General features: G+C 63.8%; 15 protein-coding genes and 1 tRNA gene. All 16 read right to left on the reverse strand.

Features of this window, described 5'->3' with window-relative positions:
* Positions 1-3: 3 nt before the first annotated feature.
* The 16 genes from nuoL to AB4Z27_RS02315 all read right to left on the reverse strand — a co-directional run bounded on the left by nuoL (position 4) and on the right by AB4Z27_RS02315 (position 14787).
* The gene (gene nuoL / locus AB4Z27_RS02240) at positions 4-2094 is read right to left on the reverse strand and encodes an NADH-quinone oxidoreductase subunit L (RefSeq protein WP_441643846.1); all 2091 of its coding nucleotides are present in this window, start codon (positions 2092-2094) and stop codon (positions 4-6) included.
* 55 nt (positions 2095-2149) lie between these two features.
* On the reverse strand, positions 2150-2455 hold the full coding sequence (nuoK, locus tag AB4Z27_RS02245; protein WP_029050842.1) for an NADH-quinone oxidoreductase subunit NuoK: 306 nt from the start codon (positions 2453-2455) through the stop codon (positions 2150-2152).
* Between the two features lie 17 nt (positions 2456-2472).
* Complete coding sequence (locus AB4Z27_RS02250) at positions 2473-3114, reverse strand: NADH-quinone oxidoreductase subunit J (RefSeq protein WP_092292403.1); 642 nt, start codon at positions 3112-3114, stop codon at positions 2473-2475.
* 171 nt (positions 3115-3285) lie between these two features.
* Positions 3286-3774 carry an NADH-quinone oxidoreductase subunit NuoI gene (gene nuoI / locus AB4Z27_RS02255; protein WP_177219886.1) on the reverse strand — a complete coding sequence of 163 codons (489 nt, stop codon included), beginning with the start codon at positions 3772-3774 and terminating at the stop codon, positions 3286-3288.
* A 74-nt stretch (positions 3775-3848) separates the two neighbouring features.
* On the reverse strand, positions 3849-4913 hold the full coding sequence (gene nuoH, locus AB4Z27_RS02260; protein ID WP_092292399.1) for an NADH-quinone oxidoreductase subunit NuoH: 1065 nt from the start codon (positions 4911-4913) through the stop codon (positions 3849-3851).
* 18 nt (positions 4914-4931) lie between these two features.
* Positions 4932-7304 (reverse strand): NADH-quinone oxidoreductase subunit NuoG, encoded by a 2373-nt coding sequence (gene nuoG / locus AB4Z27_RS02265; protein WP_441591979.1) that lies wholly within the window; start codon positions 7302-7304, stop codon positions 4932-4934.
* Positions 7305-7316: 12 nt separating this feature from the next.
* A complete protein-coding gene (gene nuoF / locus AB4Z27_RS02270; RefSeq protein WP_092292395.1) occupies positions 7317-8612 on the reverse strand; it encodes an NADH-quinone oxidoreductase subunit NuoF in 1296 nt (431 codons plus the stop codon).
* Position 8613: 1 nt separating this feature from the next.
* Entirely contained in the window at positions 8614-9111 is a 498-nt protein-coding gene (gene nuoE / locus AB4Z27_RS02275; protein WP_092293283.1) for an NADH-quinone oxidoreductase subunit NuoE, read from the reverse strand.
* 224 nt (positions 9112-9335) lie between these two features.
* The gene (locus tag AB4Z27_RS02280) at positions 9336-10589 is read right to left on the reverse strand and encodes an NADH-quinone oxidoreductase subunit D (protein WP_092292393.1); all 1254 of its coding nucleotides are present in this window, start codon (positions 10587-10589) and stop codon (positions 9336-9338) included.
* Between the two features lie 10 nt (positions 10590-10599).
* Positions 10600-11202 (reverse strand): NADH-quinone oxidoreductase subunit C, encoded by a 603-nt coding sequence (locus AB4Z27_RS02285; RefSeq protein ID WP_092292391.1) that lies wholly within the window; start codon positions 11200-11202, stop codon positions 10600-10602.
* Between the two features lies 1 nt (position 11203).
* A complete protein-coding gene (locus tag AB4Z27_RS02290; RefSeq protein WP_008643342.1) occupies positions 11204-11686 on the reverse strand; it encodes a NuoB/complex I 20 kDa subunit family protein in 483 nt (160 codons plus the stop codon).
* Positions 11687-11692: 6 nt separating this feature from the next.
* On the reverse strand, positions 11693-12052 hold the full coding sequence (locus AB4Z27_RS02295; protein ID WP_092292389.1) for an NADH-quinone oxidoreductase subunit A: 360 nt from the start codon (positions 12050-12052) through the stop codon (positions 11693-11695).
* A gap of 173 nt (positions 12053-12225) precedes the next feature.
* Positions 12226-12310: transfer RNA gene (locus AB4Z27_RS02300), tRNA-Leu, on the reverse strand.
* Positions 12311-12499: 189 nt separating this feature from the next.
* Complete coding sequence (secG, locus tag AB4Z27_RS02305) at positions 12500-12865, reverse strand: preprotein translocase subunit SecG (RefSeq protein ID WP_092292387.1); 366 nt, start codon at positions 12863-12865, stop codon at positions 12500-12502.
* Between the two features lie 49 nt (positions 12866-12914).
* Entirely contained in the window at positions 12915-13652 is a 738-nt protein-coding gene (gene tpiA, locus AB4Z27_RS02310) for a triose-phosphate isomerase (RefSeq protein ID WP_441643847.1), read from the reverse strand.
* A gap of 130 nt (positions 13653-13782) precedes the next feature.
* Positions 13783-14787, reverse strand: coding sequence for an NAD(P)H-quinone oxidoreductase (locus tag AB4Z27_RS02315; RefSeq protein ID WP_441643848.1), 1005 nt, complete (start codon positions 14785-14787; stop codon positions 13783-13785).
* Positions 14788-14893: the final 106 nt, after the last annotated feature.

The following is a 14893-nucleotide window of genomic DNA, read 5'->3' on the forward strand; positions in this document are numbered from 1 at the left end:
CTATCACTTGGTGCCTATCACGCCAGTGATCGTCAGCGTCAGGAGCACCAGCATGCCGAGGATCATCGCGAATGCGTAATGGTAGATGTAGCCGGACTGCAGGTAGCGGCTGGCGGCAGCGAAAGACGCCACCACACGGGCCGAACCGTTGACGAACAGGCCATCGATCAGGCCCTGGTCGCCGCCCTTCCACAGGCCGGTACCCAGCAGGCGCGCACCACGTGCGAACACCGCCTGGTTGAACGCGTCCATGTAGTACTTGTTGTCGAGCAGCTTGTAGAGGCCCGAGAAGCGTTGCTGGATCGCGGCCGGAATGTCCGGGCGCTTCATGTAGAAGAACCACGACAGCACCACGCCAGCGATGGCCAGCCACAGCACCGGGGTCGTCAGCGAGTGGATCGCCATCGGCACCCAGCCGTGGAACGCTTCGCGCAGCTCTTCCATCGCATGGTGGTTCTCGCCCACGAAGATCACGTCCTTGAACGCGACGCCGTGCTTGAAGAACTCGCCGAACAGCATCGGCTCGATGGCGATGGCGCCGATGATGACCGACGGAATGGCCAGCAGCACCAGCGGCAGCGTCACCACCCACGGCGACTCGTGCGGCTTCTCGCCCGGTGCCAGACCATGGTGATGGTCGTCACCGTGCGATTCTTCTTCTTCCTCGTGATGATCGTGGTGATCGTGCGCGTGGGCCTTGCCGAAGCGCTCTTCACCGTGGAACACCAGGAAGTACATGCGGAACGAGTAGAAGGCGGTCACGAACACACCGGCCAGCACCGCGAAGTACGCAAAGCCCGAACCGGCGATATGCGACTCGGCGACGGCCTCGATGATCGAGTCCTTCGAATAGAAGCCCGCGAAGAACGGCGTGCCGATCAGGGCCAGCGAGCCCACCAGCGACGTGATCCAGGTGATCGGCATGTACTTGCGCAGGCCGCCCATGTTGCGGATGTCCTGGTCGTGGTGCATGCCGATGATGACCGAGCCGGCGCCAAGGAACAGCAGTGCCTTGAAGAACGCGTGCGTCATCAGGTGGAACACCGCCACCGAGTAGGCCGAAGCGCCCAGTGCCACGGTCATGTAGCCCAGCTGCGACAGCGTGGAGTACGCCACCACGCGCTTGATGTCGTTCTGGATGATGCCCAGGAAGCCCATGAACAGCGCGGTGATCGCGCCGATCACCAGCACGAAGGACAACGCGGTATCCGACAGTTCGAACAGCGGCGACATGCGCGCCACCATGAAGATGCCGGCGGTCACCATCGTTGCCGCGTGGATCAGTGCCGAGATCGGGGTCGGGCCTTCCATCGAGTCAGGCAGCCACACGTGCAGCGGGAACTGCGCCGACTTGCCCATCGCGCCGATGAACAGGCAGATGCAGGCCACGGTCAGCATCATCCAGTCGGTGCCCGGGAAGGTCACGGCGGCCAGTGCCTCGCGCTTGGCGAACACGGCGCTGTAATCCATGCTGCCGCTGTAGGCCAGCAGCAGACCGATGCCGAGGATGAAACCGAAGTCGCCCACGCGGTTGACCAGGAACGCCTTCATATTGGCGAAGATGGCCGTCGGGCGCGTGTACCAGAAGCCGATCAGCAGGTACGAGACGAGGCCCACCGCTTCCCAGCCGAAGAACAGCTGCAGGAAGTTGTTGCTCATCACCAGCATCAGCATCGAGAAGGTGAACAGCGAGATGTAGGCGAAGAATCGGTTGTAGCCGTCGTCGCCCTGCATGTAGCCGACGGTGTAGATGTGCACCATCAGCGACACGAAGGTCACGACGACCATCATCATCGCGGTCAGCGAATCCACCAGGAAGCCGACTTCCATCTTCAGGCTGCCGATGGCCATCCACTCGTAGACAGTGCCGTTGTAGCCGGCGCCGTCCATCACGTCGCGCAGCACCAGCAGCGAGAGGATGAAGGCGATGGCCACACCGAGGATCGTGGCAGTGTGGGCCACGATGCGGCCGCCGCGCGTGTCCGAGGAGAACGTGCCGAAGAACTTGGTGCCGAACAGGCCGGCTATCGCGGCGCCGGCGAGCGGCGCCAGCGGAATCGCCAGCAGCAGGTTGGGGTTGAGCGTGGTTGCCATAGGACGCTTATTGGTGTGCGGTCGGGGAGCAGTCTTGGGTCATGGAGGTCATGGATCAGCCCTTGAGCGTATCCATGTCATCCACGTTGATCGTGTCCAGGTTACGGAACAGCACGACCAGGATTGCCAGACCGATTGCCGACTCGGCAGCGGCCACCGTAAGGATGAAGAAAACGAAAACCTGTCCGGCCAGGTCGCCCATATAGTGCGAGAAGGCGACGAAGTTCATATTGACCGCAAGCAGCATCAACTCGAGCGCCATCAGCAGCACGATTACGTTCTTGCGGTTCAGGAAGATGCCAACGATGCTGATTGCGAACAGGATCGCACCGAGCACGAGGAAGTGGGCGAGAGAGAGCACAGCGTTATTCTCCGGGCTTAGTTCTTATTGGCGGCTGCGTTCGCATCCGCTCCGGCCCGGCCCTCGGCCGGCATGTTCACCAGGCGCACGCGGTCGTCGCGGCGGGTACGCAGCTGGTTCGACACATCCTGTGCCTTGACGTCCTTGCGGCGGCGCAGCGTCAGCGCCACGGCGGCGACGATGGCCACGAGCAGGATGATGCCGGCCACTTCGAACGCGAAGATGTAGTCGGTGTAGATCAGCTTGCCGAGCGCGCCGGTGTTCGAGTAGTTCGGGTCCTGCGAGCCGGGCGGCAGCGCGGCGGCCGTGGTGCCGATGAAGTTGCGCACCAGCACGATCGCCATTTCGGCGATGATCAGCGCGCCCACCACCGAGGCCAGCGGCACGTAGGTCCAGAAGTCGCGGCGCAGGTGCTCGATATCGATATCGATCATCATCACCACGAACAGGAACAGCACCATCACGGCGCCCACGTAGACGAGCACGAGCAGGATGGCGAGGAACTCCGCCTTCAGGATCATCCAGATCGCCGCGGCGGTGAAGAACGCCAGGACGAGGAACAGTGCGGAATGCACCGGGTTCTTTGCCGTGATGACTTTCAGTGCAGAGAGCACCAGCACCAGCGCAAAGACGTAGAAGATGGCGGTCGTGAGTTCCATGGTCCCTATCGGATCCTCTTTGGGCCGCGCGGCACGAACCACCCCCGGGGTGGCCCGCGCCGTGCGCGGCATCCTTCTGGTGGCCCCTGTTCAGGGCCGATTCAAATTCAAATTCACTTCAGGTCCGGGTGCCGCTTCCGGCGCCCGCCCTGTTCAGCGAGGCTGACCTGCTTAGCGGTACTTGGCGTCCGCAGCCTTGCTCGCGGCAATCTGCGGCTCGTAGCGGTCGCCCACGGCCAGCAGCATGTCCTTCGTGAAGTACAGGTCGCCGCGCTTCTCGCCGTGATACTCGAGAATGTGCGTCTCGACGATCGCGTCGACCGGGCAGGCTTCCTCGCAGAAGCCGCAGAAAATGCACTTGGTCAGGTCGATGTCGTAACGCGTGGTGCGGCGCGTGCCGTCCGTACGCTGGTCCGACTCGATCGAGATGGCCACGGCCGGGCACACCGCTTCGCACAGCTTGCAGGCGATGCAACGCTCTTCCCCGTTCGGGTAGCGACGCAGCGCGTGCAGACCGCGGAAACGCGGCGACATCGGCGTTTTCTCTTCCGGGAACTGGACGGTGATCTTGCGCGCGAAGAGATAGCGGCCGGTCAGCGCCATGCCCTTGAAGAGTTCCTTCAGGAGCAGGCTGTTGAAGAAGTCCTTGATGGCGAGCAGCATGACGATTGCTTCCTAATTATTTCCGCGCGGCGCGCCCTGCCACTTGCAGCAGCGCGCCGTCGCCGGGCACATCAGTGCCAGATGTTCCACGGCGACTTGATCCAGATCGCCACGATGATCAGCCAGCCTACGGTCAGCGGAATGAAGATCTTCCAACCCAGGCGCATGATCTGGTCATAGCGGTAGCGCGGGAACGATGCACGGATCCAGATGAATACCGACAGCAGCAGGAAAACCTTGATCAGCAGCCAGAAGAAGCCCGGAATCCAGTTGGTCAGCGCGCTCGAGAACGGGGGCGCCCAGCCGCCAAGGAACATCAGCGCGGTCATCGTCGAGATGACGATCATGTTGATGTATTCGGCCAGGAAGAACAGCGCGAAGCCCATGCCCGAGTATTCGATCATGTGGCCGGCGACGATTTCCGATTCGCCTTCCACCACGTCGAACGGGTGACGGTTTGTTTCCGCCACGCCCGAGATGAAGTAGACGCCGAACATCGGCAGCAGCGGCAACCAGTTCCACGAGAGCACGTTGATGCCCATGTTGGCGAAGTAGCCGGTGTTCTGGCTGTTCACGATGGCCGACAGGTTCAGGCTGCCCGACACCATCAGCACCGTCACGAGCGCGAAGCCCATGGCGATTTCATACGACACCATCTGCGCAGCGGCGCGCATCCCGCCGATGAACGCATACTTCGAGTTCGAGGCCCAACCGGCCAGGATCACGCCATAGACGCCCACCGAGCTGATCGCCATCACATAGAGCAGGCCGGCGTTCACGTCGGCCATCACCACCTCGGCCTGGAACGGGATCACCGCCCAGATCGCAACGGCCGGCATCAGCACCATCAGCGGGGCCACCAGGTACATGCCCCGGCTGACCTGCGACGGCATCATGACTTCCTTGAGCAGCAGCTTCAGCACGTCGGCAATCGGCTGCAGCAGGCCGAGCGGGCCCACGCGGTTCGGACCGATCCGCACGTGCATCCAGCCAATCAGCTTGCGCTCCCAGAGAATCAGGTAGGCCACGCACAGCAGCAGCGGGACCACGATGACCACCGCGCGGATGAGAATCCACAGCGGCGTCCACGCGCCACCGAACACGGCCTGGCCTTGCGAGGTAATCCAATCGATCATGTTGCGTTCTCGCTCTTCTTATGCGGTGGCCGCCGGCGTTGCCGTGGCCTGCTGGCCCGGCAGCTCGATGGCTTTCTCGACGGTGACGTTACCGTACAGCGCACCCAGCGTCGCGGCGGCCACGGTAGCGGCCGGCACGCGCACGGTGTTGGCCGGCAGCGTGATTTCCAGTGCAGCCGGCAGCACCACGCTACCCTCGCCCTGCGTCACGCGCACCGGGTCGCCCACCTGCACGCCCAGCTTGTCGAACAGGTCCGACGACAGCGCCACCTGCATTGCACGGCGCGCAGCCGCGGTCAGCTGCAGCGAGTCGGCACGGCGCACGATCGGGTCGGCGTGGTAGATCGGTACATCGGCAATGCGCTCGATACCGTTGGCGGCAGCTGCCGTCACGCGGATCGGGGCATCGGTGGTGTTATTCAGTTGCGGCGCCACCGGCTTGGCCAGCACTTCCTCGCGCACGGCTTCCGCCGTGTCGAAGTCGAAGCCCGGCACGTCCAGCAGGTTGCCCAGCACGCGCAGCACCTTCCAGCCCGGACGCGATTCGCCCAGTGCGCGCACCACGCCGTTGAAGCTCTGCGGCGTGCCTTCGGCATTGACGAAGGTACCGGCGGTTTCCGTGAACGGCGTCACCGGCAGGATCACGTCGGCGTACTGCATGGCCGCTTCCGAGCGGAACGGCGACAGCACCACGACCGTACCGGCCTGGTTTAGCGCAGCCAGCGCCTTGCGGGCGTCGGCGGTGTCGAACTCGGGCTCGGCGTTCAGTACGATATAGGCCTTGCGCGGCGTGTCGAGCATCGCCTGTGCATTGGCACCGCCTTGCTGCGGCAGCGCGCCGGCGATGTAGCCGCCGACGGTGTTGGCCGCTTCGGTCAGGAAGCCCAGCGTCGCGCCCGTTTCCGTGGCGATCCACTGTGCCAGCGCGTGCAGCGCCGAGAATTGCGGGTGGCGCACGGCCTCGTTGCCGAGGAACACCGCGCGGCGTTCGCCGGACAGCAGCGCTTCGGCCAGCTTGGCCGCGGCGTCGCCGCCATCGAAACCATCGGTACCGGCGGGAGCCGCCACGCCCTTGGCAGACGCCACGGCACGGGCCACACCGGCCAGGGCGGCGGTCCAGGCGGACGGGGCCACGTCGATGCGCGTTGCCGGCATCAGCAGGTCTTCACCGCCAGCGCCCAGCACCGTCAAGCGAGCGCCCTTCTTGCCAGCCTGACGCAGACGCGAGGCCAGCAGCGGGTGATCCTTGCGCAACGACGAACCAATCACGAGCACGCGTTGCAGCGTGGTCACGTCGGCCACCGGCATGCCGAGCCACGGCGTGCCCTTCAGGGCTGCCGAGAAATCGGTCTGGCGCAGGCGGAAGTCGATGTTGTCGCTGCCGAGGCCGCGCACCAGCTTGCCGAGCAGGTACAGCTCTTCGAGCGTGCTGTGCGGGCTGGCCAGCGCGGCGATCTGGTCGGCGCCATGGTCGCGCTTGATGCTCGCGAGGCCGTTGGCCACGTATTCCAGCGCGGTCTGCCAGTCGGTTTCCATCCATTCGCCACCCTGCTTCAGCAGCGGACGCACCAGGCGGTCCGGGCTGTTCAGGCCTTCATAGGCGAAGCGGTCCTTGTCCGACAGCCAGCACTCGTTGATCTCTTCGTTTTCCAGCGGCAGCACGCGCATGACGCGCTGGTTCTTGGTCTGGATCACGAGGTTCGCGCCCAGGCCGTCGTGCGGCGACACCGACTTGCGGCGCGCCAGTTCCCACGTACGGGCCGAGTAGCGGAACGGCTTGCTCGTCAGCGCGCCAACCGGGCACAGGTCGATCATGTTGCCGGACAGTTCCGAATCCACGGTCTGGCCGACGAAGGTCGTGATTTCCGAGTGCTCGCCACGGTTCAGCATGCCCAGTTCCATCACGCCGGCCACTTCCTGGCCGAAGCGCACGCAACGGGTGCAGTGGATGCAGCGGGTCATCTCCTCCATGGAGATCAGCGGGCCCACATTCTTGTGGAACACCACGCGCTTCTCTTCCTTGTAGCGCGACTCCGACGCACCGTAGCCCACCGCCAGATCCTGGAGCTGGCATTCGCCGCCCTGATCGCAGATCGGGCAGTCGAGCGGGTGGTTGATCAGCAGGAATTCCATCACGGACTTCTGGGCCTTGACGGCCTTTTCAGAGTTCGTGAAGACCTTCATGCCGGGCGTCACCGGCGTGGCGCAGGCGGGCAGCGCCTTGGGCGCCTTCTCCACTTCCACCAGGCACATGCGGCAGTTCGCCGCGATGGAGAGTTTGCGGTGGTAGCAGAAATGCGGGATGTAAGTGCCCAGCTTGCGGGCGGCTTCCATCACGAGGCTGCCTTCCGCAACCTCTACCTTCTTGCCGTCGATCTCGAGTTCAACCATGTTCTGCCACGCTTAAGAATGGGCCGGGACCATGCACTGCTTGTGTTCGACGTGATACTCGAACTCTTTCCAGTAGTGCTTGAGCATGCCGCGTACCGGCATCGCCGCTGCATCGCCGAGCGCGCAGATCGTGCGCCCCATGATGTTTTCCGCGACGTTGTTGAGCAGGTCCAGGTCTTCCTGGCGCCCTTCTCCGTGTTCAATGCGATTGACCATGCGATAGAGCCAGCCGGTGCCTTCGCGGCACGGCGTGCACTGGCCGCACGATTCTTCAAAGTAGAAATACGACAGGCGCAGCAGCGAGCGCACCATGCAGCGCGTTTCGTCCATGACGATCACGGCGCCCGAGCCCAGCATCGAGCCGGCCTTGGCGATCGAGTCGTAGTCCATGTCCGACGCCATCATCAGGTCGCCCGGCACCACCGGAGCGGACGAGCCGCCCGGAATCACTGCCTTGATGCGCTTGCCACCGCGCATGCCGCCAGCCAGCTCGAGCAGCGTCGAGAACGGCGTGCCCAGCGGGATCTCGTAGTTGCCCGGACGCTCGATGTCACCCGAGATCGAGAAGATCTTGGTGCCGCCGTTGTTCGGCTTGCCCAGCTTGAGATAGTTTTCCGGGCCCACTTCCAGCAGGAAGGGCACCGCGGCAAACGTCTCGGTGTTGTTGATCGTGGTCGGCTTGCCGTACAGGCCGAAGCTCGCCGGGAAAGGCGGCTTGAAGCGCGGCTGGCCCTTCTTGCCTTCGAGCGACTCCAGCAGCGCCGTTTCCTCGCCGCAGATGTAGGCGCCGTAGCCATGGTGCGCATGGAGCTGGAAGTCGAAGTCCGAGCCCATGATCTTGTCGCCGAGGAACCCGGCCGCACGCGCTTCCTCGAGGGCTTCCTCGAAGATCTTGTACTCGTTCCAGATCTCGCCGTGGATGTAGTTGTAACCCACGGTGATGCCCATCGCATACGCGCCGATGGCCATGCCCTCGATCAGCGAATGCGGGTTGTAGCGGATGATGTCGCGGTCCTTGAACGTGCCCGGCTCACCCTCGTCCGTATTGCAGACCAGGTACTTCTGGCCCGGGAACGCACGCGGCATGAAGCTCCACTTCAGGCCCGTGGGGAAGCCAGCGCCGCCACGGCCGCGCAGGCCAGACGCCTTGACGTCCGCAATCACCTGCTCGGGCGGAATCTTCTCGGTCAGGATCCGGCGCAGCTGCTTGTAGCCGCCGCGCTTGACGTAGTCTTCGAGGTGCCAGTTCTTGCCGTCCAGGCCGGCCAGGATCAGCGGCTTGATGTGACGGTCGTGCAGAGAGGTCATGTTACTTGGCTCCCTTGGCAGCTTCGGTCTTCAGCTCGTCGACCAGCGCGTCGAGCTTGTCATTGCTCATGAAGCTGCACATACGGGTGTTGTTCACGATCATCACCGGTGCATCGCCGCAGGCGCCCATGCATTCACCCTCTTTCAGGGTGAAGCAGCCGTCGGCGGTGGTCTCGTTATAGTCGATGCCGAGCTTGCGCTTCAGGTAGTCGCCCGCGCGGTCGCCGCCGGACAGTGCGCACGGCAGGTTGGTGCAGACGGTGAGCTTGTACTTGCCCACCGGCTTGGTGTCATACATGTTGTAGAACGTGGCCACCTCTTCCACCCACACGGGCGGCATGTCGAGGTAGCTGGCGACGAACTGCATGACTTCGGGGGAAACCCAGCCCACCTCGCCCTGTGCCACGGCGAGTGCCGCCATCACGGCCGACTGTTTCTGGTCGGTCGGATACTTCGCGATCGCGCGATCGATTTCCTTGAGAGCTTCTGCTGATAGCATGGTCATTGCAGTAATACGGCGGACGCCGGCTCGCGGCCTCCGCTGGTTTGCAGCCGTCGCTGCCATGTTCCGCCGGCCAGGTCGCTCTGCGCCTCGCCGGTCCGTCGCAGGCATCGCCTGCCGCCCCCGTCACTCGCGGGGCCGGCCGCATGAACCCGAATCGTCGTCCGGGTGACGGCCTTTACGCCTGGGTGGAGACTCCCGTCTCCGGATTCTCGATCGACTTAGCGGTCGATCTCGCCGAACACGATGTCCTGCGTCCCGATGATCGTCACGGCATCGGCGATCATGTGTCCCCTGGCCATTTCGTCCAGCGCGGCCAGGTGGGCAAAGCCAGGTGCACGGATCTTCAGACGGTACGGCTTGTTCGCGCCGTCCGAGATCGCATAGATACCGAACTCGCCCTTCGGGTGCTCCACCGCCGCGTAAGCCTCGCCAGCCGGCACGTGAATGCCTTCGGTGAACAGCTTGAAGTGGTGGATCAGCTCTTCCATGTTGGACTTCATGTCCACGCGCGAGGGCGGCGCCACCTTGTGGTTCTCGGTGATCACCGGGCCCGGGTTGCGGCGCAGCCAGTCCACGCACTGCTTGATGATCCGGTTCGACTGGCGCATCTCTTCCACGCGCACCAGGTAGCGCGCGTAGCAGTCGCCGCCGGTGCCAATGGGGATGTCGAAGTCGAGCTGGTCGTACACCTCGTAGGGCTGCTTCTTGCGCAGATCCCACTCGATGCCCGAGCCGCGCAGCATCGGGCCGGTAAAGCCCATCTGCAGTGCCCGCTCCGGGCTGACCACGCCGATGTCCACCAGACGCTGCTTCCAGATACGGTTATCGGTCAGAAGCGTCTCATATTCATCCACGTACGTCGGAAAACGATTCGTGAAGTCCTCGATGAAGTCCAGCAGCGAGCCCGAACGGGCTTCGTTCATCACCTTGATGGCACGCTCGTTGTGGATCTTCGACGCCCGGTATTGCGGCATCGTGTCAGGCAGGTCGCGGTAGACGCCGCCCGGACGGTAGTAGGCCGCGTGCATCCGCGCGCCCGACACCGCCTCGTACATGTCGAACATGTCCTCGCGCTCACGGAACGCGTAGAGGAACACCGCCATCGCGCCCACGTCGAGCGCGTGCGAGCCGATCCACATCAGGTGGTTCAGCAGGCGGGTGATTTCGTCGAACATCACGCGGATGTACTGCGCACGCACCGGCACCTCGAGGCCCAGCAGGCGCTCGATGGCCATCACGTAGGCGTGTTCGTTGACCATCATCGACACGTAGTCGAGACGGTCCATGTACGGCACGCTCTGGATCCAGGTCTTCTGTTCGGCCAGCTTCTCGGTGGCACGGTGCAGCAGGCCGATGTGGGGGTCGGCACGCTGGATGACTTCGCCGTCCAGCTCGAGCACCAGGCGCAGCACGCCGTGCGCTGCCGGGTGTTGCGGGCCGAAGTTCAGGGTGTAGTTCTTGATATCTGCCATGACGTCGATCTCAGTGCTGCACGCCGCCGTAGTTTTCCTCGCGAATCACGCGAGGCGTGACTTCGCGCGGCTCGATCGTCACCGGCTGGTAGATCACCCGCTTCTGTTCCGGGTCGTAGCGCATTTCTACGAAACCAGAAACCGGGAAATCCTTGCGGAACGGGTGGCCGACGAAACCATAGTCGGTCAGGATGCGGCGCAGGTCCGGATGGCCTTCGAACACGATGCCGTAGAAATCGAAGGCTTCGCGCTCGAACCAGTTGGCCGAGTTCCACACGTCGATCAGCGACGGCACCACGGGCAGGTCGTCATCCGGCGCGAACACGCGCAGGCGCAGGCGCCAGTTGTGCGTGATCGAGATCAGGTGCGACACGGCCGCGAAGCGCAGGCCGTCCCAGGCGCCATCGGCGTAATCGGAATAGTCGACGCCGCAGATATCCAGCAGCTGCTCGAAGCGCAGCGACGGTTCGTCGCGCAGCAGGCGGGCCACGTCGAGGTAGTCGTCGGCCTTGACGATCAGCGTCAGTTCGCCAACCGCTTCGACCAGGCTCTGCACGCGCTTGCCGAGAACCTTTTCGAGCGCGGCCTTGAGGGTGTCCAGGTTATTCGCCATGTCAGCCCTTGCGCGCAATGGTGTTGGTACGCTTGATCTTGTTCTGGAGCTGGATCACGCCGTAGATCAGCGCTTCCGCCGTCGGCGGGCAGCCCGGAACATAGATGTCGACCGGCACGATGCGGTCGCAGCCACGCACCACCGAATACGAGTAGTGGTAGTAGCCGCCGCCATTGGCGCACGAGCCCATCGAGATCACCCAACGCGGCTCGGCCATCTGGTCGTAGACCTTGCGGAGCGCGGGGGCCATCTTGTTGCACAGCGTGCCGGCCACGATCATCACGTCCGACTGACGCGGCGACGGGCGGAAAATCACGCCGAACCGGTCCATGTCGTAGCGCGCGGCGCCGGCATGCATCATTTCCACGGCACAGCAGGCCAGGCCGAACGTCATCGGCCAGAGCGAGCCCGTGCGGGTCCAGTTGATCAGCTTGTCAGCGGTAGTCGTGACAAAACCTTCGTTGAGAACGCCTTCGATTGCCATTTCACATCACTCCCAATCGAGCGCGCCCTTTTTCCAGATGTAGACGAAGCCCACGATGAATTCCAGCAGAAACACGCCCATGGCGATGAATCCCGGCCAACCGATTTCCTTGAGGGCGACACCCCACGGAAACAGGAAGGCAGTTTCGAGATCGAACAGGATAAAGAGGATGGCGATGAGGTAGTAGCGCACGTCGAACTTCATGCGCGCGTCCTCGAACGCTTCGAAGCCGCACTCGTAGGGCGACAGCTTCGCGGTATCAGGATTGTTGGGACCGAGTATCCGACCAATGGACATCAGTGCCACACCGAGCACGACGCCAAAGAGGATGAAGATGAGGACGGGGAAGTAGGCTTCGAGAGTCAAGATACGGCCAGCCTTATCTGGAATGTTGTCAACAGCACCAGCTGAAGCGGCGTCCTGTTGCCCACCCCAAGCGCCATCCCGTCTTAGCTACGGCGCCGCCTTGCGGACTGCCGGCGCCGCAATCCAAAGCATGGCCCGAGGGCCGGCTCCGGACGGACGCCGATCAAGTTGTTTGGTGCCGACGGCGAGACTCGAACTCGCACAGCTTTCGCCACTACCCCCTCAAGATAGCGTGTCTACCAATTTCACCACGTCGGCTGGGGGAGAAACAATATTGCCTTGCGCCGGGTTTTTACACCCTCCGGAGCCTGCGTGGAAGAGGTTTTCTTCCGCTTTGGGCCCCGTCGCTGGGGAATCGTTTCAAGCCTTGCATTCTAACCCAAGATCCCTGAATTGTTCAACGCACAACTTTAAAAAAACTCAGGAATCAGCCAGAACACAGGCGGATTATTTCGGTACAGCAGGACCTGCCGGAGCCGAGGCCGCAGCGGCCGCGGGCGCCGATGCACCAGCCGGCGCGGAGGCCGGCGTGGGCTGTTGCGCGGCGCCCATCACGCCCAGCGAAGCGCTGGGCTTGTAGTTGCCCAGCAGCGTCAAGCCCAGCGTGCAGACAAAGAACAACGATGCGAGCACAGCCGTGGTACGCGACAGGAAGTTCGCGGAGCCCGAGGCGCCGAACAGGCTGCCCGACGCACCGGAGCCGAACGCCGCACCGACATCGGCGCCCTTGCCGTGCTGCAGCAGGACCAGTGCGATCACGCCCAGCGCGGACAGGACCTGCACGATTACCAACAAAGTCTTGAAGATTGCCATTTGGTTGAATTCGTTTCGAACTTGCCTGATCAGACGATCGGAACCGGCATCAGGCGTTGCCGATCGCGAGGAAATCATCCGCCTTCAGCGAGGCGCCACCAATCAGGCCCCCGTCGATGTCGGACATGGAAAACAGTTCGGCCGCATTGTCCGGCTTCACGCTACCGCCGTACAGGATGGCCATGCGCGATGCCACGCCAGCGTCCTTGCCTGCCACCTGCCCACGCAGGACGGCATGCACGGCTTGCGCCTGGGCGCTGGTGGCGGTCTTGCCGGTGCCGATCGCCCAGACGGGCTCATAGGCCAGAACAATCCGACCCAGCTGCTCGATAGACAGCGTATCCAACACGGCTTGCAACTGACGACCGACCACGGCCTCGGTCTGCCCGGCCTCGCGCTCGGCCAGCGTCTCACCGACGCAGACCACGGGCACGATGCCAAATTCGAGCGCCCGTAGCGCCTTGGCCGCCACGGTGGTGTCGGTTTCGCCGTGATAGGTGCGACGCTCGGAATGGCCGACCAGCGCGTAGCTCACCCCGAATTCGGCCAGCATCGATGCCGCGACCTCGCCCGTGAAGGCGCCACGTGCTTCAGCCGACACATTCTGGGCACCCCAGGCCACTTGCGAGCCCGACAACAGCGCCTGGCACTGGGCAAGATAGGGGAACGGTGCGCAAACAGCCAGCGTCGCGCGGGCCGAAGCCGCCTTGATACCGTCGAGCAGCGCCGCGTTGGCAGCCAGGCTGCCGTGCATCTTCCAGTTGCCGATGACCAGCTTTTGTCTCACAAGCGCCCCCTCTGAAATAAACCCGCTATTGTAGCGTGGCCGGAAGGGGTCCGCCACAACGGGCGGACAATTGCATACACGCCGCCGATCCGGCGCAACAGGACGCCCCGTCGCGCCGATCGGCCGTCCGTTACCAGGTCAGCACGATCTTGCCGATATGCTCGCTCGACTCCATCAGGCGATGGGCGTCGGCAGCCTGCGCGGCCGGGAAGACCTGGTGGATCACCGGCTTGATCTTGCCGGCCGCCAGCAGCGGCCACACCTGCTGGTGCAGCGCTTCGGCAATCTTGCCCTTGAACGACGACGGACGGGGCCGCAGCGTCGAGCCCGTCACGGTGATCCGGCGGCGCAGGATGTCGCCCAGCGGAATCTCGGCCTTGCCGCCGCCCAGCAGGGCGATGATGACGATGCGGCCGTCATCGGCGATGCACGACAACTCGCGCGCCAGGTACGAGCCGGCCACCATGTCGAGGATCACGTCCACGCCCTTGCCTTCCGTCAGCGCCTTGACCTCGGCCACGAAGTCCTGGGTCTTGTAGTTGATCGCGCGATCGGCGCCCAAGTCCTCGCAGGCCTTGCACTTCTCGTCGCTGCCAGCCGTCACGAAGACCTTGAAGCCGAGCGCCTTGGCGATCTGGATGGCGGTCGTGCCGATACCGCTCGAGCCGCCCTGGATCAGCAGCGTCTCGTCCTTGCCGCGCGGGCCCTGGCCCAGCAGGCCACGGTCGAACACATTGCTCCAGACCGTGAAGAAGGTCTCGGGCAGCGCGGCGGCTTCGATATCGGACAGGCCCGCCGGCACCGGCAGGCATTGCGCCACCGGGGCCGTGCACAGCTCGGCGTAGCCGCCGCCCTGCACCAGCGCGCAGACGCGGTCGCCCACCTTCAGGCCGAAGCGATTGTCGGCGTGCGACAGGTCGCCGCCCACCACCACGCCCGCCACTTCCAGGCCGGGCAGGTCAGAAGCACCCGGCGGCACCGGATAGTTGCCGGTGCGCTGGAACACATCGGGACGATTGATGCCGGCCGCCGCCACGCGGATCAGGACTTCGCCCGCCTTCGGCTCCGGATCGGGGCACTCGGCCAGTTGCAGGACTTCGGGCGCGCCGTATTCACGGATCTCGATGGCTTTCATGATCGTTCCTCATCAGTGTGTCGTGCGTGGCATGCGGCCTGGGCAAACCCCATCCGCATGGAATGACCGGCAGTGTAAACAAAAAAGCGGCTGGACATCGCCAGCC

It is taken from the genome of Cupriavidus sp. KB_39 (genome assembly GCF_052114485.1).
Classification (GTDB): domain Bacteria; phylum Pseudomonadota; class Gammaproteobacteria; order Burkholderiales; family Burkholderiaceae; genus Cupriavidus.

Excerpts from the sequence above, each read along its gene's own strand:
- nuoL (WP_441643846.1), bottom strand. The coding sequence starts at position 2,094 with ATGGCAACCACGCTCAACCCCAACCTGCTGCTGGCGATTCCGCTGGCG.
- AB4Z27_RS02250 (WP_092292403.1), bottom strand. The coding sequence starts at position 3,114 with ATGGAACTCACGACCGCCATCTTCTACGTCTTTGCGCTGGTGCTGGTG.
- nuoH (WP_092292399.1), bottom strand. The coding sequence starts at position 4,913 with ATGATCGATTGGATTACCTCGCAAGGCCAGGCCGTGTTCGGTGGCGCG.
- nuoG (WP_441591979.1), bottom strand. The coding sequence starts at position 7,304 with ATGGTTGAACTCGAGATCGACGGCAAGAAGGTAGAGGTTGCGGAAGGC.
- nuoF (WP_092292395.1), bottom strand. The coding sequence starts at position 8,612 with ATGACCTCTCTGCACGACCGTCACATCAAGCCGCTGATCCTGGCCGGC.
- nuoE (WP_092293283.1), bottom strand. The coding sequence starts at position 9,111 with ATGCTATCAGCAGAAGCTCTCAAGGAAATCGATCGCGCGATCGCGAAG.
- AB4Z27_RS02280 (WP_092292393.1), bottom strand. The coding sequence starts at position 10,589 with ATGGCAGATATCAAGAACTACACCCTGAACTTCGGCCCGCAACACCCG.
- AB4Z27_RS02285 (WP_092292391.1), bottom strand. The coding sequence starts at position 11,202 with ATGGCGAATAACCTGGACACCCTCAAGGCCGCGCTCGAAAAGGTTCTC.
- AB4Z27_RS02290 (WP_008643342.1), bottom strand. The coding sequence starts at position 11,686 with ATGGCAATCGAAGGCGTTCTCAACGAAGGTTTTGTCACGACTACCGCT.
- secG (WP_092292387.1), bottom strand. The coding sequence starts at position 12,865 with ATGGCAATCTTCAAGACTTTGTTGGTAATCGTGCAGGTCCTGTCCGCG.
- AB4Z27_RS02315 (WP_441643848.1), bottom strand. The coding sequence starts at position 14,787 with ATGAAAGCCATCGAGATCCGTGAATACGGCGCGCCCGAAGTCCTGCAA.